At 36.7% G+C, this 18,490-nt stretch carries 15 protein-coding genes and 1 other annotated feature; of the genes, 2 read left to right on the forward strand and 13 right to left on the reverse strand.

The annotated features are described in order from the left end of the window. Positions 1 to 29 precede the first annotated feature (29 nt). The 8 genes from minD to BN999_RS01250 form a co-directional block, all read right to left on the reverse strand. A complete protein-coding gene (gene minD / locus BN999_RS01215) occupies positions 30 to 827 on the reverse strand; it encodes a septum site-determining protein MinD (RefSeq protein ID WP_096269576.1) in 798 nt (265 codons plus the stop codon). Further along, entirely contained in the window at positions 820 to 1,539 is a 720-nt protein-coding gene (gene minC, locus BN999_RS01220) for a septum site-determining protein MinC (protein ID WP_373453617.1), read from the reverse strand. The genes minD and minC overlap by 8 nt, the downstream gene beginning before the upstream one ends. A 38-nt stretch (positions 1,540 to 1,577) precedes the next feature. After that, on the reverse strand, positions 1,578 to 2,102 hold the full coding sequence (mreD, locus tag BN999_RS01225) for a rod shape-determining protein MreD (RefSeq protein WP_096269578.1): 525 nt from the start codon (positions 2,100 to 2,102) through the stop codon (positions 1,578 to 1,580). Beyond that, positions 2,099 to 2,959, reverse strand: coding sequence for a rod shape-determining protein MreC (gene mreC / locus BN999_RS01230; RefSeq protein ID WP_096269579.1), 861 nt, complete (start codon positions 2,957 to 2,959; stop codon positions 2,099 to 2,101). Before mreC ends, mreD begins: the two co-directional genes overlap by 4 nt. Positions 2,960 to 2,971: 12 nt before the next feature. Further along, positions 2,972 to 4,015 (reverse strand): rod shape-determining protein, encoded by a 1,044-nt coding sequence (locus BN999_RS01235; RefSeq protein ID WP_096269580.1) that lies wholly within the window; start codon positions 4,013 to 4,015, stop codon positions 2,972 to 2,974. 219 nt (positions 4,016 to 4,234) lie between these two features. Continuing rightward, a complete protein-coding gene (gene radC / locus BN999_RS01240; protein ID WP_096269745.1) occupies positions 4,235 to 4,906 on the reverse strand; it encodes a RadC family protein in 672 nt (223 codons plus the stop codon). Positions 4,907 to 5,090: 184 nt separating this feature from the next. Further along, complete coding sequence (locus BN999_RS01245; RefSeq protein ID WP_096269581.1) at positions 5,091 to 6,023, reverse strand: SPOR domain-containing protein; 933 nt, start codon at positions 6,021 to 6,023, stop codon at positions 5,091 to 5,093. Between the two features lie 121 nt (positions 6,024 to 6,144). Further along, positions 6,145 to 7,422 (reverse strand): bifunctional folylpolyglutamate synthase/dihydrofolate synthase, encoded by a 1,278-nt coding sequence (locus BN999_RS01250; RefSeq protein WP_096269582.1) that lies wholly within the window; start codon positions 7,420 to 7,422, stop codon positions 6,145 to 6,147. 66 nt (positions 7,423 to 7,488) lie between these two features. Here BN999_RS01250 and BN999_RS01255 point away from each other — a divergent pair, with 66 nt between their 5' ends. Both BN999_RS01255 and BN999_RS01260 read left to right on the forward strand, forming a co-directional pair. Next, the gene (locus BN999_RS01255) at positions 7,489 to 8,376 is read left to right on the forward strand and encodes an ATP-grasp domain-containing protein (protein ID WP_255247375.1); all 888 of its coding nucleotides are present in this window, start codon (positions 7,489 to 7,491) and stop codon (positions 8,374 to 8,376) included. Positions 8,377 to 8,378: 2 nt separating this feature from the next. Next, on the forward strand, positions 8,379 to 9,236 hold the full coding sequence (locus BN999_RS01260; protein ID WP_096269583.1) for an ATP-grasp domain-containing protein: 858 nt from the start codon (positions 8,379 to 8,381) through the stop codon (positions 9,234 to 9,236). Positions 9,237 to 9,769: 533 nt separating this feature from the next. Here the strand turns inward: BN999_RS01260 and BN999_RS01265 are convergent. The 5 genes from BN999_RS01265 to hemB form a co-directional block, all read right to left on the reverse strand. Beyond that, positions 9,770 to 12,412 carry a valine--tRNA ligase gene (locus BN999_RS01265; protein ID WP_096269584.1) on the reverse strand — a complete coding sequence of 881 codons (2,643 nt, stop codon included), beginning with the start codon at positions 12,410 to 12,412 and terminating at the stop codon, positions 9,770 to 9,772. Between the two features lie 45 nt (positions 12,413 to 12,457). After that, positions 12,458 to 12,688: a binding site (T-box leader), on the reverse strand. Between the two features lie 332 nt (positions 12,689 to 13,020). After that, positions 13,021 to 14,034 carry a phosphotransferase gene (locus BN999_RS01275; protein ID WP_176481836.1) on the reverse strand — a complete coding sequence of 338 codons (1,014 nt, stop codon included), beginning with the start codon at positions 14,032 to 14,034 and terminating at the stop codon, positions 13,021 to 13,023. 71 nt (positions 14,035 to 14,105) lie between these two features. After that, positions 14,106 to 15,098, reverse strand: coding sequence for a stage VI sporulation protein D (gene spoVID / locus BN999_RS01280; protein WP_176481837.1), 993 nt, complete (start codon positions 15,096 to 15,098; stop codon positions 14,106 to 14,108). Positions 15,099 to 16,201: 1,103 nt separating this feature from the next. After that, positions 16,202 to 17,488 (reverse strand): glutamate-1-semialdehyde 2,1-aminomutase, encoded by a 1,287-nt coding sequence (gene hemL, locus BN999_RS01285; protein ID WP_096269588.1) that lies wholly within the window; start codon positions 17,486 to 17,488, stop codon positions 16,202 to 16,204. Positions 17,489 to 17,501: 13 nt separating this feature from the next. Beyond that, on the reverse strand, positions 17,502 to 18,488 hold the full coding sequence (gene hemB, locus BN999_RS01290; RefSeq protein WP_096269589.1) for a porphobilinogen synthase: 987 nt from the start codon (positions 18,486 to 18,488) through the stop codon (positions 17,502 to 17,504). Positions 18,489 to 18,490: the final 2 nt, after the last annotated feature.

Raw genomic sequence — 18,490 nt, forward strand, 5'->3', positions numbered from 1 at the left:
TAGCCAGTATTTATAATGAATAATATATATTAACTTCTAATACCAAAAAACTTTTTAACCTTTTTAAACATTCCTGATTCATCTTCTAATGATTGCAAAGGTACTGACTCCCCAAGAATTCGTCTTGCAATATTTCTATACGCAATGGAAGCTTTTGTATTTGGTTGAAATGCTACAGGTTCGCCGTGGTTAGATGCTTTTATAACCTCATCATCATCTAGTACAATACCGATTAGATCAATAGATAGAACTTGTACAATTTCATCAATATCTAGCATATCACCGTTTTTCATCATGTGCTTACGAATTCGGTTAATTACTAGAGTTGGGGGATCTATATCCTTCTTTTCTAATAAACCTATAATCCGATCAGCGTCACGAACACTAGATTTCTCAGGTGTTGTTACAACAATAGCTCTATCCGCTCCGGCAACAGCATTTTGAAAACCCTGTTCAATACCAGCCGGACAGTCAATGATAATATAATCATATTCTGTTTTTAATTCTTTAATAATTTCTTTCATACCTTCTGTTGTCACAGCAGATTTATCACTTGTTTGAGCAGCTGGGAGCAATGACAAATAATCAAATCGCTTGTCTTTTATGAGGGCTTGTTTTAATTTGCACCGGCCATTAATGACATCCACAATATCATAGATTATTCGGTTTTCTAACCCCATTATGACATCGAGGTTTCTAAGTCCTATATCCGTATCTATTAAACAAACTTTCTTATCCAATAACGCTAGAGCAGTCCCTATATTTGCAGTAGTAGTAGTTTTCCCTACCCCACCCTTACCAGATGTGATAACGATTGCCTCACCCATTGATTATTCTCCTTTCAAATGCCCGTAGACTTTTACGTTTATGGGCTAAAACTTGTAATCTATCAATTATTATTTTATCTTTTTCGACATCGACTAGACCACATTCCATGTATACACCATCTGATTCATAATCTGGAGCACGGCTTATATAATCAGCTATCCGAAGTTGGCTTGGATTCATGTAAGAAGCAACTATGATTGCATTCTTATCACCCTTTGCACCTGCATGAGCAATCCCATGCAAACTTCCCATGATATATATATTACCAGTTGATATAACTTTACCACCTGGATTCACGTCACCTATTAATAGTAAATCCCCTTTTACTTCTAATACTTGTCCAGAACGAACAATCCGATTTTCAATTTTTATATCAGTATCTTCAAGCATTTCAAGAGCATCACTTCTTAAAATTACGTTAGACTCTAACCTTTGTACTGTAAATTGACTTTCATCTGAAATAATTTTCTCCAGTTCTTCCTTTTGATCATCATAGAGATAGCGATTACCTAACTTAATCGTAACCGGTACCTCCTGTTCCTCTTTTTCAGGCCGATTAACTGCTAGCTTGTCTATTAGCTCCCTACACACATCCTCAAAGGAACAGCGATCATCGATGAATAGTGTAAGCCCATCACGAGTGCCTTTAATAGTTACATATTGTTTTGTTTTTGTATCCTGCATACTTTTCACCTCTGGTACCTGCTTCATATTTAGCGCGTGTAGGGTTTTATAAAATTGATTGTATTCTACTTTATCTTACTATTTTTCCATTTATCCAGTCGTTTTGCAAACAATGGATATATGATTAACAAGAAAATAGAATTTGCTAAAATGGATGGCAATAAGCGTTCCATCAAATAATCTATCCAAATCGAATCCATTATGCCTACAACATAATAGATAAGATTAATAATTAATTCAGCAATTGTTAAACCTATTATACCAAACAATAGGGAGGAATAAATATTACTATGCAATAAATTTCTAAGTTCATGAATAATGTAGATTACCACTGCATAAGTAAACATGTAAACGCCTAATATTCCCGTATAGGCAATATCTATTAGTAATCCAGAAAACACTGCGTAGATAATTGAATGATATGAATTACGGCTGTCATAGAACATTGCAATTAATACTAAAAACATAAGCACCCAATGTGGAGTTATTAAAATGTTGCCATCAATGAGGCTACTAGGTAAGATATCAAGTGCAACCCCTTCTAATACAACTAAAAACAGCAGAATAAGAGGTAGGAATATATGTCTCATTCCTCCTCCCCCTCTTCTTCTCCTTCTAATACACGATCTACTACAATAACATTATTAATGTCATACATATTGGCTGCAGGTTCTACTAACGCAGTTCTAGTTAACCCATATTGATCTGGTACAACTTCCTTCACTGTTCCAATTGGTAACCCTGCTGGAAATACGCCACCCATTCCAGAAGAAACAACAAGTTCTCCTTCTTTCAAATCTTTGTCCGACTCTTCGATTATCCTAAGAAAAAGAGAGTTTGTTTCTTCGTCATATTCTTCAATTAATCCAAAGATATCATTTCCATCTTTCCGAGAAATCGTAGCAGAAATACGATTAAATTCATCGAAACCTGTCAATAGTTGAACCGTTGAGGTTAACTTAGAAACACTTTGGATTTTTCCAACCATACCTTCTGCTGTTATGACTGCCATATTTTCTTTAACTCCTGCAAGTGACCCTTTGTTAATTGTGACTTGATCAATCCAGCGTTCTGGAGACCTAGCTGTTACAGTTGCATGTATAGGATTATAAGAACGAATGGTATCTGCCTTATCAACTATGTCTCTGAGTTCCTTATTTTCTTCCTTAAGCTCTTGGACCTCATAAATTAATCCTTTATATTGTGCTAGTTTTTCTCTCAATAATTGGTTTTCATCATATGTGTTGCGAATATCGTCAATATTTTCGAAAATATTCGTTACATATTTTACTGGAGTGGAAATCACATTTTGGACCATGCCAATTATGTCACTCACGAACTGTTCTCCAGTAGTTAAATTAGTCCTATCCCTAAGTGAATACCCTATTAAGACGACTAAAATAATAATTCCAATCAATATTGTAAATAATCTCTTTTTGCGAAACATAAAAACACCTACTTATTCTACTGTGGGACGAGTTGAGACGTTGGGTTGTGACTTAAAGTGTTGAATATAATCCAGGGATTTACCTGTTCCAATAACAACACTATCTAGTGGATTATCTGTCACAAAGACTGGCATCTTTGTCTCATCACTTAATACACGGTCTAAATTTCTTAATAAAGCTCCACCGCCAGAAAGCACTATACCTCGGTCCATAATGTCAGCAGCTAATTCTGGTGGGGTTTTTTCTAATGTCACTTTTACAGCTTCAACGATGGCATTTACTGTGTCTTGTAATGCCGTTGATATTTCTTTACCATTTATCGTAATCGTTTTTGGTAATCCTGTCAGCAAATCTCTACCACGAATCTCCATTTCAGCATTTTCCAAGTTTTCGTCACTTGCTGAACCTATTTCAAGTTTAATCTGCTCCGAAGTTCTTTCACCAATCATTAAGCTATATGTTTTACGAATATGATTGATAATTGAAAGGTCCATATTATCACCAGCATTTCGAATCGACTGTGCTGTTACAATTCCACCTAAAGAAATAACCGCTACTTCTGTCGTTCCACCGCCTATATCGACAATCATACTTCCAGTTGGCTCCCATACCGGAAGGCCAGCACCTATAGCAGCAGCAAAGGGTTCGGCTATTGGAAAAGCCTCTTTAGCACCAGCTTGTTTTGATGCATCAATTACTGCCCTTTCCTCAACCATAGTAATTCCAGAGGGAACACAAATCATTACATTAGGTTTTTTTGCAAAAAAGGAACGGCTTCTCATAGCACGTTTAATATAGTATTGTATCATTGTAGCAGTTGTATCATAATCTGCAATGACCCCTTCCTTCATTGGCCTAATGACAGAAATTGTACCTGGATTCCTACCTATCATGTTTTTAGCTGAATTTCCAACAGCTTCAATTTCACCTGTTTCCACATTTTTGGCGACTACAGATGGTTCTCGTAAAATTACACCTTTACCTTTTACAAAGACAAGTGTATTAGCTGTACCTAAATCAATACCTAAATCTTGAGAAAAGCCAAAAATCCCCAATAAAATCTCCCTCTCCAGTATTTCTTTATATAAAGCTTGACCCCTATTTTTAGTTTATGTGTTACTCCCCATAATATAATCCAAATATCAATCTCCAAAACGAATATGTAATTTATTTTACCTTTATTCAACTAATAAGCGCCACTTTCAGTGATAATGAAAATGGCGCAATGTACCCATCTATACAATTATACGAAAAAAAGCTAAAAATTGATAGTGCTATAAGTATCCTTTTTCCTTAAGCGATACAAATTTACGATCACCAATGACAAGGTGATCCAGTAACTCAATCCCAATCATTTTTCCTGATTCTGCTAATCTTCGCGTAACATGGATGTCTTCCTGGGATGGCGTAGGATCTCCGCTTGGGTGGTTATGCGCTACAATGATAGAGGCCGCGGAACGTTTTACAGCTTCACGGAATACTTCACGAGGATGTACAATGGAGGCATTCAAACTACCAATAAAGATAGTTTGACGATGGATAATCTGGTTCTTCGTGTTTAGAAAAAGAACAACGAAATGCTCTTGATTAAGGTTCCGCAGCTCTTCCATTACATAATCTGCACCATCTTCTGGTGACCTGATGACGTATCTTTCATTTGGTTTATACTGGCTTAATCTTTTACCCAGTTCCAAAGCAGAAAGAATCAATACCCCCTTCGCACTACCAATACCTTTAATTGCTGTTAATTCTTCAATCGTTGCATCTTTTAACAGTTTTAATCCTTCAAAATGCATTAACAATCGGTTAGATAAGGCCATTACAGATTCTTCTTTAGTACCACTACCTAATAAAATTGCTAATAATTCTTGATTGGATAGATGACTAGCTCCTAAATTGAGTAGCCGCTCCCTTGGACGATCTTCTTTTGGAACATCTTTAATCATAATGGATGTTGATTTCAATAAGATTACCTCCTTCTATTCTAAATTAGAATAGCTCAGATAAATATACCTTACAAATCTATTAATATTAAAATTGCAATTGCATCTAACCATTAAAATATAAAAAACAGTATTGAAAGTAACCATTTTCCAATACTGTTTCATTCTAGAAATTTAAATTTATATATTATTCAAGGTTCATTTGTTCAGAAGATATAAATTCGTCATACGACTTCCACATGGCTAACAATAGTTGACCTGGATTATTATCGTTAAAACTAGTTAATTGTTCTTTTAAGCTAGTAACAAAACTATTAAATGATTCTGTCCCCTTAGGAGCTTGCTCCACCATTTTATTCCATGTATCAACTTCTATTAAGCCTTTACCTGTGGCAATATTCCATTGATCTTGGAAAGAACTAACCCAGTTCGATTCTTCTTCTGAAAGCTTTATTTTACTCTCGCCTATTACCCATTCTTTTGCATAAACATCTATGCCACTACCTACCAGGACATTTATGTCATCCTGTAAATCCTCTTTTGATAGTCCCGAACTAACCAGAAGGTAATACTGGCTATCCTTCTCCCAAATAACTGGTGAATATCCTTGGTCTATAAACTTACTTGACTCAGCTTCTGCATTAGATGCACTTGAAAAAACACCGCCCTGCAGAACAAACGCGGACATTGGATCAAGGGTAATTAATGTGCCTCCACTAGTAGTCTCGTCTTCAACACTTTTATTTTGATCATCTTGGCCTTGTCCAGGTATTGTCTGATAGGCCGGAGTAGCATTTACGTCATTATCAAAATTCACTATAATTTTTAACATTACAAAACCCATAATAGAGCCGATAGTAATAGCAGAAATTATTGCAATGATAATAGGTTTAAACATATTTAAGTTAGTATTCTGGTTCTTAGTTTTAGATAGCTTTAAGGTCGGATCATACTCTCTAGCAAAAGTATGGATATTATTTTCACTAGATTCTTCCATTGCTGCCGCCTCTTCGATTCCTATCTTTTCTACGACTTCTATATTACGATTTCGTTCTCTATTAAACTTTTCCTTTGCTTGTTTTCCATCTATCCTGACAACAATCGGTTTCTTTGCACTCATATTGTGTCCCCCACTTTGCTAGATTAGTTTAATCAACTCTAGCACAGTCAAACTGAAAAGTAAGGAGAATATTGTCATGTCTAATACAATTTATTTCAACATAAATTGCAATAACTTTACATCAGTTGTTTGTTATATAATCTCGAATTAATCCAATAAATGTAAGAGATCCTGCAAAGAAGTAGTGTTGATCCAGTTCACCCTGTTCCAAAATAAGGTCTACCTTCTCCTTCCAACTCGCAACTGATATTCTTTCAGATAGATTTTTAATGATATTCTCAACCTTTTCAGCTCTTGGATGGTCAAATGTGGTTACAGTAACTGTATCAAAATAAGGTAATGCCATCTTTAGCATGTTAGTTAAGTCCTTATCATGGAATCCAGCAAAGACTAAATGTTTCCTTCTATGTTTATATAGGTTATGTACTGTATTAAGAAAAGCGGCCATTCCATCTGAATTATGAGCACCATCCAGTATTATCTCCGGTTTGTCATATATTTTCTCAAACCTGCCTGCAAGTTGAGATGAACGAAAAGACTCCAATACATTTTCACGGTCTAAAGGAAATGCTAAATCTTGCAATATTTTTAATGCCATTAATGCGACTGATGAATTCTCAATTTGATGCATGCCTTTCATTTTAATTTCAATAGGGATTCTTAGTTTATCGTGGTACCATCTAAAAGTCTGCTTATCCTTTATATTTGACACTTCGTCATAAAAGAAATCCTTTTCTAAACAATAGATGATCGAGTTTTTGTTACTTGCTTCCTTTTCAATTATAGAGAAACAAGGATAATCAACCTTCCCCACAACAGTAGGCACATCTTGCTTAATGATACCTGCTTTCTGATATGCAATTTTTTCAAGAGACCCTCCTAAATAATTAGCATGGTCCATGGCGATATTTGTTATAATAGACAAAATAGGTCGAATACAATTTGTCGTATCTTCCCGACCGCCCATTCCAGCTTCAATAATGGCAATATCGATCTTTTCATTAAAATACATAAAAGCAATAGTTGTAATAATTTCAAATTCGGTAGGATGCATGTCTAAAACATCCAGGTTCTGAATAGCAGGTAATAATTGATTCAACAACCTTAAGAAGTTTTCTTCACCAATTGGCTTATCATCTATTAACATATGGCCTGTGTAACCAGTTAAACTAGGCGATGTGAAAACACCTACTTTATAATTATTTTTCTGAAGAGCGTTTTTTATAAATGTTAATGTAGATCCTTTACCATTTGTACCAGCTATATGAATTGCTTTAAAATTCAAATGTGGGTTAGATTGCGATTCTAATAAGTTATACATTCGGGTAAGGCCCGGTTTAATACCAAAAGCCCTTCTTTCTTTAAAAAAACGTTCTACTTGTTCAAGATCTTGAAACATCTATATCACCATCTTTATCATCACTTAGACCTAAAGTATAGCATAACAAGAAAGGAAAATCGTTCATTGAAAACTGGTTGGATTATATATAATGGCAATTTGCCAGGTAATAAATTTAGAGATTTTGCAGAAATGCTACACGAAGCTGCAGCCAAGCAAAATTCAAAAACACATATCCTAAAAAATAATGACCTTCTTTCATCTTTCGACTCTATATATCTTGGTATTATTACTAATTATGAATTGCCAGATTATGTACTCTTTACGGACAAGGATATTTATCTAGCAAAACAACTTGAATTATTAGGAATTCCTGTTTATAACAGTTCACATGTTATTGAGACAAGCGATGACAAAATAGCAACATACCAAATTCTAGCTAAACATAAATTACCCATTCCAAAGACAGTGGTTGCACCTAAAGTTTATTATAATCGTGAGGAAAAACACCTACCAAACCTTGATGAAATTATTAATATTATTGGATTACCAATGGTGGTTAAAGAGGCATTTGGCTCTTTTGGTGAACAGGTTTATCTAATTCATACTCGTGAAGAACTAATAGAAAAGGTTCAAGAGCTCTACGGGAAACCATTTATGTTTCAAGAGTTTATTGAGACTAGTGCAGGAATGGATATAAGACTGCAGGTAGTTGGGGACAAAGTTGTCGCTGCAATGAAACGTACATCTGCACATGATTTTCGGGCAAACGTAACAGCAGGTGGGCAAATGGAATCCTATGAACCATCTTTAAAAGCGAAAGAAATTGCTATTTCAGCTTCAAAAGCAATGGGTGCAGATTTCTGTGGTGTGGATTTACTATTTGGAGAAGATGACCAATATATTATATGTGAGATTAATTCCAATGCACATATTAGAAATCTTTACGAGTGTACAGGAATTAATGCAGCAGACGCAATTGTTTCCTATATACTAGATAAATTGAGGGATTAAACATGTATCAAGGTTGGCTAATTTATAGTGAGCAAGACGCAATATACAATCAATCTTATATAAAATGGTTTATCGATGAAGCGAAAAAACAAAATATAGCTCTTCAATTAATCCTTCGTGAAGAACTGACAATAGGGGTATCTGGAAATAAGAATTCTACACTATTAAAAGGAAAGAAAACCATATTACCGAATTTCGCTATTATTCGAACGGTGGAACCTTTACTTAATTTACATTTAGAATCGCTAGGTATGCCTATTTTTAATTCATCCTATATATCAGAAGTGGCTAACCATAAAGCAAGAACATATTTTGAAGTGGCGAAACTTGGAATACCAATGGTCAACACTGCCTTTTTCAATAGAAATAATCTAACAAGTCATGTACCGATGCCCTTCCCTTTTGTAATAAAAGAGGCAGCAGGTAGAGGCGGGAAACAAGTCTATTTTATTGAAAATGAGCATGATTGGGATGTATTTATATCAAATGCTTCTCCAACTGATTACGTAGTTCAATCTACAGATGTTCAATTAGGTAAGGACCTAAGAGTATTTATAGTAGGTAAAGAAATCATTGGGGCTGTACTAAGGGAAAGCAGCTCTGATTTCCGAGCTAACTTCAAGCTAGGTGGATCTGCTAAACTATACCGACTTTCATTAGCTGAAAAGGAGATGGTTGGTAAGATTATCAATCATTTTGATTTTGGAATGGTTGGGATAGATTTTTTAATTGGTCACCAAAATGAGTTACTGTTCAATGAAATAGAGGACGTTGTTGGTTCCAGAACCTTAAGTGCAGTTAGTGATATTAATATTTTAGAGAAATATGTGACCCATATTAAAACAAGGCTGCTTTCCTAATGATTGTTGATCTTTTCTTTCATAGTTGATAGAAACTGTGCGGTACAACATTATTAGATTTGGGGAAGCTTGATGCTACCGCTCCGGCAGAATACTCCGCTTTCCGCGGGCGGCTGGTGAGCCTCCTCGTGCTTTCGCACTGCGGGGTCTCACCTATGCCTATCCTCCCGCAGGAGTCTCCGTATTCTACCTGCGCTAGTGATTTCTTTTATTTAAGCGTGTCTGCTATTAGTTTATTATCAAGACAATAATTATTTGGAATAATAAATTGCCACACATGCTAGCGAAGGAAATACACGGAGACTCCTACGGGAATAGCACGTGTCCGAAGACCCCGCAGAGGTGGTCTTTCCTCGAGGAGGCTGAGGCCGGGCCCGTGGAAAGCGGAGTGTATTTCCGTAGCGGGTATGATGCACTATCCAAAATGCTTATTACCGCACAGTTTCTAACAAATTGTGTGACTCTTTTATGAAACAAACTAAAACAAAAATAATCCAGGATTCGTAATAATTCTTATGAATCCTGGATTATGATTAACCTCGTAATTCTGCAAGTCGAGTTTTTACAGCTTCCTGCTTATCTAAATAATCTTGTTCCTTCTTCTTTTCTTCCTCAATTACCGCTTCAGGTGCTTTGGAGATAAAACCTTGATTCTGTAATTTCTTTTGAACACGTTCTACTTCTTTGTTCCACTTATCAAGTTCTTTCTCAAGTCTAGCGATTTCTTTGTCAAAATCAATTAATCCTTCAAGAGGTAGGAAGATTTCCGCTCCTGTAACAACTGCAGTCATTGCCTTTTCAGGTGCATCAACATTCGTAGCAATCACCAATTCACTTGGATTACAGAAACGTTCTAAATATCCTCGGTTTGTTTCTAGTTCAGCTACAATGGAATCATCTTTCGCCTGTATTAAGAGACTAATTTGTTTGGACATTGGCGTATCCACTTCTGCACGGATGTTACGAACGGATTTAATAATTGACACCAAGCGTTTCATTTCTTCCGCCGCTTTTTCATCATGGAAATCTTCTCGTACTGTTGGCCAATCGGCAACAGTAATTGATTCTCCTTCATGTGGTAGCTTTTGCCATATTTCCTCTGTGATAAATGGCATAAATGGGTGTAATAGGCGCATAGTTTGGTCTAATACATAAGCTAAGACAGATTGTGTCGTTTTCTTCGCTTGTTCATCGTCCCCATAAAGTGGTAGTTTTGCCATTTCAATATACCAATCACAAAGTTCATCCCAAATGAAATTATGCAGATGGCGGCCCGCTTCACCAAATTCATACTTATCGTTATTTCTAGTTACATGTTCAATCGTTTCATTTAATCTAGTTAGAATCCATTTATCTGCAAGAGATAGTTCCCCTGATAAATCAATATCCTCGTAAGTAAAACCTTCCAAGTTCATTAATGAAAAACGTGATGCATTCCAGATTTTATTAGCAAAGTTCCAAGTCGATTCTACCTTTTCCCAGAAGAAACGCATATCTTGACCAGGTGATGATCCAGTTAATAAAAAGTAACGCAGTGAATCCGCTCCATATTTTTCAATTACATCCATTGGGTCTACACCATTACCTAAAGACTTACTAAATTTGCGTCCTTGTTCATCACGGATTAGACCGTGAAGTAATACATCTTTAAATGGACGTTTACCAGTAAATTCTTTCGATTGGAAAATCATTCGCGCAACCCAGAAGAAAATAATATCATATCCAGTAATTAAAACATCAGTAGGGAAATAACGTTTTAAATCCTCTGAGTCTTCATTTGGCCAGCCCATTGTAGAAAACGGCCATAGCGCACTTGAGAACCAAGTGTCCAATACATCTTCATCCTGTTCCCAATTCTCAATATCAGTTGGTGCAACTTTACCTACATATATTTCACCTGTTTCTTTATGGTACCAGGCTGGGATTCGGTGTCCCCACCATAGTTGGCGGCTAATACACCAATCACGGATATTTTCCATCCAATTGAAATAGGTTTGCTCAAATCGTTTCGGAACAAAGTTAATTTTCTCTTCTGTATTTTGCATTTCCAATGCTGTATCAGCTAATGGTTGCATTTTTACAAACCATTGTGTAGATAAATATGGTTCGACAACTGCTCCACTACGTTCAGAATGTCCTACCTGATGAATATGTTCTTCTATCTTAAAGAGTACTCCCATTTCCTGAAGATCTTTAACAATCTGCTTTCTACATTCAAAACGATCCATGCCTACATATTTCCCGGCATTTTCATTCATTGTTCCATCTTCATTCATTACTAGGACACGTTCTAAGTTATGACGATTTCCAATTTCGAAGTCATTTGGATCGTGTGCTGGCGTAATCTTAACTGCACCGGAACCAAATTCTCTATCGACATACTCATCGGCAACAATTTTAATTTCTCGACCAACGATTGGAAGAACAACTGTCTTACCAATTAAATGCTGATACCTTTCATCTTTAGGATGAACCGCTACAGCTGTATCCCCTAACATAGTTTCTGGACGGGTTGTAGCAATTTCAATAGTTTCATCACTATCCTTGATTGGATATTTCATATGATAGAAATTACCTTTAACCTCTTTATAGATTACCTCAATATCAGATAAAGCAGTTTTGGTTTGTGGGTCCCAATTGATAATGTATTTACCACGATAAATTAGTCCTTTTTCATATAAAGAAACAAAAACTTCCTTTACAGCATCGGATAAACCTTCATCAAGGGTGAAACGTTCTCTTGAATAATCTAAACCTAAACCTAACTTTTCCCACTGTGAACGAATAAAAGATGCGTACTCTTCCTTCCAGTCCCAAGCTTTTGCAAGGAATTTTTCTCGACCGAGTTCATATCGGTTAGTTCCTTCTTCTTTTAGACGGGCTTCTACCTTCGCTTGTGTAGCTATTCCTGCATGGTCCATACCTGGTAGCCATAGTACATCATACCCTTGCATTCTCTTCATTCGTGAAATAGTGTCTTGCATCGTTGTATCCCAAGCATGACCTAGATGTAAACGCCCTGTTACGTTTGGGGGTGGGATGACGATGGAGAATGGTTCCTTCTCTGGGTCATCTTTTGCTTCAAAATATTTACCATCTAGCCAAAACTTATAACGAGAATCTTCTACTGCTTTATGATCGTACTTGGGTGGTAATGTAGTGTTGTTTTCCTGCATATTTATAGCCTCCTTTTTATAATAAAAAAACCCTCTTCATCCTAATAAAAGGACGAAAAGGGTATAATTTCCGTGGTACCACCTTTGTTTACAGGCAAATTAACTCCTGTACACTCATTGCTTGATAACGGTCATGAACCGGCAATCTCCTACTCATATTTTCAGAGTTGCTGCATCAAGGGCGACCTTCCAAAACGTTTACCTGGAAAACTCTCACCTAATGTTTTCCTCTCTTTAAAGCAACTATTCTGTACTCTTCCCTCTCACTTGCTTCACTTATAGTATTATTTTCTTATTTTAGCCAATTTCTTTTATAAAATCAACTATTAAATGGATTATTGCACGAATTAGCTTGGTTTATACATATAGTATTACAAAAAGTTCTGTTTGGTGCATCCCAATAATGACTTGAGGTGATAGTTAATGTCTAGATATTATCGATATCGTTTACCACCCTGGGCTAGAAATTGCTTGCATATCGCTGAAAAGGTAACTTTGCCTTTGCTCATTTTCCAATTAATACGTACGATTTTTATACCTACTACGTTTGATGTATTGCTTACACTGCTATTTGCTACTATTTTTATCGCATTCTACCTTAAATGGATTTAGCTTTCACTTTCATCTAACGAGACCATCTCAAACTCTTCCTCTACAAATTCAGAGAAATGAACTCCAAATAGTATTTGACGATGTAATCGTTGCAATTTAATCACATAATCTATCGTATTATCATCTGACTTTCGGTTAGCATAATGATCAATGGTTTCAAGATAGCGTTCTGGGTCGAGTAAATAAATAGCAAGTAATGTTAATTCATGATTTTCTAACTTATTCTCATCCGTGTAGACTTTTAATTTGTCTAATAACAATCGTTTGTCTGTATCATAATGCAAGCTCTTATTCTTCATTATCATCGCTAAATCTACAATTGGGTGTTGGTAGGTAGCGTGTTCCCAATTAATAAAATAGAGTTGATTCCCATGAATCACATGGGAATCTTTTAGTTTCCCATGACAAAGGCTTATCTTCCATTCTGCTATTTCATCAAGTGATTCCAAGTATTGGTTTAATCTTCTTTCTAATACATAAAACACTTGTACCAAATCACGATATTGTGTACAAACCAATAATTCTACTGGTGACATAAAATGCTGTGCTTCGAAATGTTCAACGTGGTTTAAAAGCTTTTTACGCAACTCTCCAACCTTCTTTTTATAAACCAGAAAGTTTTCACGAGAGCTATCCCGCATTTCACTAGAAAGAGATTGGACATTTCTTGTTTTAGCATGTATATAACCTAAATTTTGATAGACTTTTTCAATTGAGTAGGCTCGATTTTGAGACTCAACCCACGGGGTTAAATAATAAATATCATTCCCGTCTCTGGAATATAATTCACCTGAATGATTAAGATATACTGGTAATATATTTTGGAGGTTCTGTGATTGTGCAATCTGGTAAATCTCTAACCAGCGTGTAAGACTTTTATCATCTAAGGAAGCTTTTTTTAACGCATAACTTTGTTTATTACTTTGCACATAATAAACTCGATTGGTAACTTTATTAATGTCTACTGGAAATACTTGATAGGATTCTAGTACTCGCCTGACATTCTCCAAACTTTTACACCACCTATTGGATCCATTAATAGACCCCTTGACTAAAGACAAGGGGCAGATCAAACACTTATTTAATTTTTTACAGGAATATAGAGTAATTGTCCTTCTCTTAAATCATCATCTTCTAAACTATTTTGATTACGAATGTGTAAAGTAGATGTCTCATACTTTTCCGCTATTTTTTCCAATGTATCATTGTCCTGAACAATACAAAGTCGGACCTTTGCAAATTCTTCTTCATCACTACGGAACATATCTGCAAGGTATGTTAAATCAGCTTTTTCAGTTCTAGATTCATAGCTCTCATCTAGACTATGTGATTCAATATCTAAGTAGGATGATGATTCTTCCACAACTTCTTCGATTACTTCCTCAACCTCAGGTTCTTGGTTCTTTTGGAAAAATTCATCAAAGGTTTGTGTCTTTTGCATGAATTTCCAACGGTCACCATCATCATCACTATCTTTGACTTCTAATGTAGGAAGCTGCTCCGGTGACTCTTCTACATAACTGGAAGACTCGTTTTCTTGCTTTACTTCAAATTCAAATTGGTCACTTAAATCTCTTGCCATCAAGCTCGATTCTTCATTTTCAACGCTCTCAGATTCTTCGGCTACATCTTCTAACTGGCTATTGATACCATGAATTTCAATGGTAGATCGTAGGTAAAGATGATCTGATGCTGGTAGTTCATAATCAAATTCAGAAATCATCACCGTTACATCATCTAAATTTTCCACTCGATAGGATGGTACCGTTATTTCCACAGGGAAACGATGCATGAACTCGGCTCCTCCGAGTTGCGTGTCTGTTACTCTTTCCATGTAACGCTTTGAATCATATCCTTCTAAGTATGACTCGTCATCTTCGTTACTTAAGTTTTGGGTCTTTTGATAAGAACCTTGTAATTCCACTACTCCTCTAATAGAAATATAATCAGAAAATTCTTGTATTGAAATCTCAGGTTCTAGGGAAATACCCATAATTTCAGCGACTTCTTGGCCTTTTTCAAAATAAAGTGATTCATTTAGCTCAAAACGGAATACTGAGTTTTCGTTTACCAAGTTGATTCCTCCCTTCAAAACATGCATGCGATATGCTCTTAGCTACTAATTATCTATATGAGCCAAGACCATAGGATATGCTAAGTAAGGGAAATCTCTTTGTAAATTAAGGCTGTTTTCAAACAGTTTGTTACTGTTGATAGAAACTGTGCGGCTAATAAATTTTATTTGGGAGCACCTAACTCGCTTCGGAAATACACTCCGCTTTTACTGTCAGCACAGGTGCGACATCTGTTCGAGAAGACCTCACAGTATCTACCTTGCCGCGGGCGGCTGGTGAGCCTCGGGCCAACAGGATGTTGGTCACAAAGGCGTTGCCTCAGGATGAGGCGTTCTTAGTCTTTGAACCCCTATTTTGCTCTTGCGGGGTCTCACCGATGCTCTACCTTGCCGCGGGCGGCTGGTGAGCCTCGGGCCAACAGGATGTTGGTCACAAAGGCGTTGCCTCAGGATGAGGCGTTCTTAGTCTTTGAACCCCTATTTTGCTCTTGCGGGGTCTCACCGATGCCTATCCTCCCGCAGGACAAGGAACGCTACGAAAGAGGTACATCGCACGCAGAAAAAGTGATTTTCTTTTTCAAGGAGTCTCCGTGTATTTCCTTCGCTAGTATTGAGCGAAAAAAATTTTAGCAATTAAAATCAACACAATAATTACTTACTAACTTAAAGTTAGAATACCCAAACTAGCGCAGGCAGAATACGGAGACTCCTCGAAAATAAAAAGCAATTTTCTTCGTGCGATGATTTCGCTGACGAAGAATTCCTTGGGACTGCGATTACTCGCCCCACCGAAAACCTTTGTCCTGCGGGAAAAGCACGTGTCCGAAGACCCCTAGAGAGACGAACTTTCCTCGAGGAGGCTGAGGGCGGGCCCGCGGCAAGGTAGACACTGCGACGGTCTTTTCGAGCAGATGTCGCCCCTGTGCTGGCAGTAAAAGCGGAGTATTCTGCCGGAGCGGTGTCGTACCAATATTCACTGCAATAGAATGAGAAGATTGATAGTAGTTACCGCACAGTTACTATCTACTATTTGCTAGATCACTATCAGGATAGAAAATAAAAAGAAGGCTAACCTTTTAAAAAATCAAGGGTTAGCCTTCTTTTTATTTTAGTAGTGAAAATGCTTTTCTAGCTGCTTGGATTGTTTTTTTGATGTCTTCCTCTGTATGTTTTGTAGATAAGAATAACCCCTCAAATTGTGATGGAGGTAGGAATATTCCTTCTTCAATCATGGTTCGGTAATATTGGTTAAAGTGTTCTAAATTAGATTTAGAAGCAGTCTCAAAGCTCGTAACAGGTTCTTCAGCAAAGAAGACTCCTACCATAGATCCTGCTCGGTTAATTTGTAATGGAACATTATAGTCTTCAGCTGCTTTTTTGTAGCCCTCTACCAATAGATCCACTTTCTTACTCATATCTTCATAGGATTCCTTTGTTAGTGCATCTAATGTTTCATAACCTGCTGTCATTGCTAAAGGATTGCCTGATAAGGTTCCAGCCTGATAAATTGGTCCTGCAGGTGCAACTTGCTGCATAATTTCCCTTTTTCCACCATATGCTCCAACTGGTAATCCTCCACCGATTACTTTACCGAGACAAGTTAAATCAGGTATTACATCATAATAACCTTGTGCACAATGATAATCAACACGGAATCCAGTCATGACCTCATCAAATATTAATAAAGACCCATGGTCTTCCGTTATCTTTCTTAAGAACGGTAAAAAGTCATTGACTGGTGGTACTACCCCCATATTACCGCAAACTGGTTCAGCAATTACTGCTGCAATATTTTCACCATATTTATCAAAAGCAGTACGAACCCCTTCTTGGTCATTATAAGCGACTGTAATTGTATTTTGAGCAACTGACTTAGGGACTCCAGGACTATCTGGTAATCCTAGTGTGGCCACACCAGACCCTGCCTTAATTAATAAGGAATCTCCATGACCATGGTAACTCCCCTCAAATTTTAAGATTAGATCTCTACCAGTAAATCCACGCGCTAATCTTAAAGCACTCATCGTCGCCTCAGTACCAGAATTAACCATACGAACAACTTCAATTGAAGGTACACGTTCAATAACTAATTTTGCTAATTTATTTTCTAATACAGTTGGGGCACCAAAGCTTGTTCCATTTTCAATTACCTCGTGTAATTTACCAACTACTCTCTCATCAGCATGACCTAATATAAGAGGTCCCCAACTCAAAACATAATCGATGTATTCATTGCCATCAATATCTTTAATTTTAGAGCCCTTTCCACTTTCCATAAAAATTGGGTCCATTCCAACTGATTTAAACGCTCGAACTGGTGAGTTTACACCACCGGGCATTAAATCAACAGCTTCCTTGTATGCATCAATTGATTGATTAAATTGCTTCAATTTTTACACCTCACTATTTAGCTTCTTTAAGCCAATTTGCCACATCTTTTGCAAAATATGAAATAATTAAGTCCGCTCCAGCACGTTTCATCGATGTTAGTTTCTCTAATACAAGTTCTTTTTCATTAATCCAACCATTTTGTGCTGCAGCTTTAACCATTGAATATTCTCCACTTACATTATACGCCACAATTGGTAAATTAAAGTTATTTCGTACATCACGCACTATATCTAAATAAGACATTGCAGGTTTCACGATAAGGAAATCTGCTCCTTCTTCAACGTCTGATTCTGCCTCCCTCAATGCTTCTAAGCGATTTGCTGGATCCATTTGATATGTTTTTCGATCACCAAATTGAGGGGTACTATCTGCAGCATCACGGAAAGGACCGTAGAATGCCGAAGCATATTTTACAGCATATGACATGATTGGTATATTGGTAAATCCTGCTTCATCTAATGCCTCTCTAATTACCCGTACAAAACCATCCATCATATTAGATGGTGCAATAATATCAGCACCAGCTTCTGCTTGTGATACGGCTGTTTTGGCTAATAATTTTAACGATTCATCATTATCTACATCTTGATTATGAATAACTCCACAGTGACCATGAGACGTATATTCACAAAGACAAGTATCTGCCACAACCAAAATATTAGGATATTTACTTTTTACTAGACGTGTTGCTTCTTGCACAATACCGTGATTGTGATATGCGCCAGTACCGACTTCATCTTTGTCATTTGGAACTCCAAATAAGATAATAGACTGAATACCTAAATCATCCACTTCTTTTACCTCATCAAGTAACAGATCCATGGACACCTGAAAAACTCCTGGCATAGATGGAACTTCTTTTTTAATATTGGACCCTTCCACGACAAACATTGGATAAATAAAATCTTCTACTCTAAGATGATTTTCTCTAACCATTGCTCTCATTGAATACGATGAACGCAATCGGCGGTGTCGTTTGAAATTTGTATTTAATTCCATAT

The sequence above is a fragment of the Paucisalibacillus globulus genome, assembly GCF_900184735.1.
In the GTDB taxonomy this organism is placed as follows: domain Bacteria; phylum Bacillota; class Bacilli; order Bacillales; family Amphibacillaceae; genus Ornithinibacillus; species Ornithinibacillus globulus_B.

Bases quoted from the DNA above. Each gene is read 5' to 3' on its own strand.
- minD (WP_096269576.1), bottom strand. From the start codon at position 827: ATGGGTGAGGCAATCGTTATCACATCTGGTAAGGGTGGGGTAGGGAAA.
- minC (WP_373453617.1), bottom strand. From the start codon at position 1,539: ATGAAGCAGGTACCAGAGGTGAAAAGTATGCAGGATACAAAAACAAAA.
- mreD (WP_096269578.1), bottom strand. From the start codon at position 2,102: ATGAGACATATATTCCTACCTCTTATTCTGCTGTTTTTAGTTGTATTA.
- mreC (WP_096269579.1), bottom strand. From the start codon at position 2,959: ATGTTTCGCAAAAAGAGATTATTTACAATATTGATTGGAATTATTATT.
- radC (WP_096269745.1), bottom strand. From the start codon at position 4,906: ATGATTAAAGATGTTCCAAAAGAAGATCGTCCAAGGGAGCGGCTACTC.
- BN999_RS01245 (WP_096269581.1), bottom strand. From the start codon at position 6,023: ATGAGTGCAAAGAAACCGATTGTTGTCAGGATAGATGGAAAACAAGCA.
- BN999_RS01250 (WP_096269582.1), bottom strand. From the start codon at position 7,422: ATGTTTCAAGATCTTGAACAAGTAGAACGTTTTTTTAAAGAAAGAAGG.
- BN999_RS01260 (WP_096269583.1), top strand. From the start codon at position 8,379: ATGTATCAAGGTTGGCTAATTTATAGTGAGCAAGACGCAATATACAAT.
- BN999_RS01265 (WP_096269584.1), bottom strand. From the start codon at position 12,412: ATGCAGGAAAACAACACTACATTACCACCCAAGTACGATCATAAAGCA.
- hemB (WP_096269589.1), bottom strand. From the start codon at position 18,488: ATGGAATTAAATACAAATTTCAAACGACACCGCCGATTGCGTTCATCG.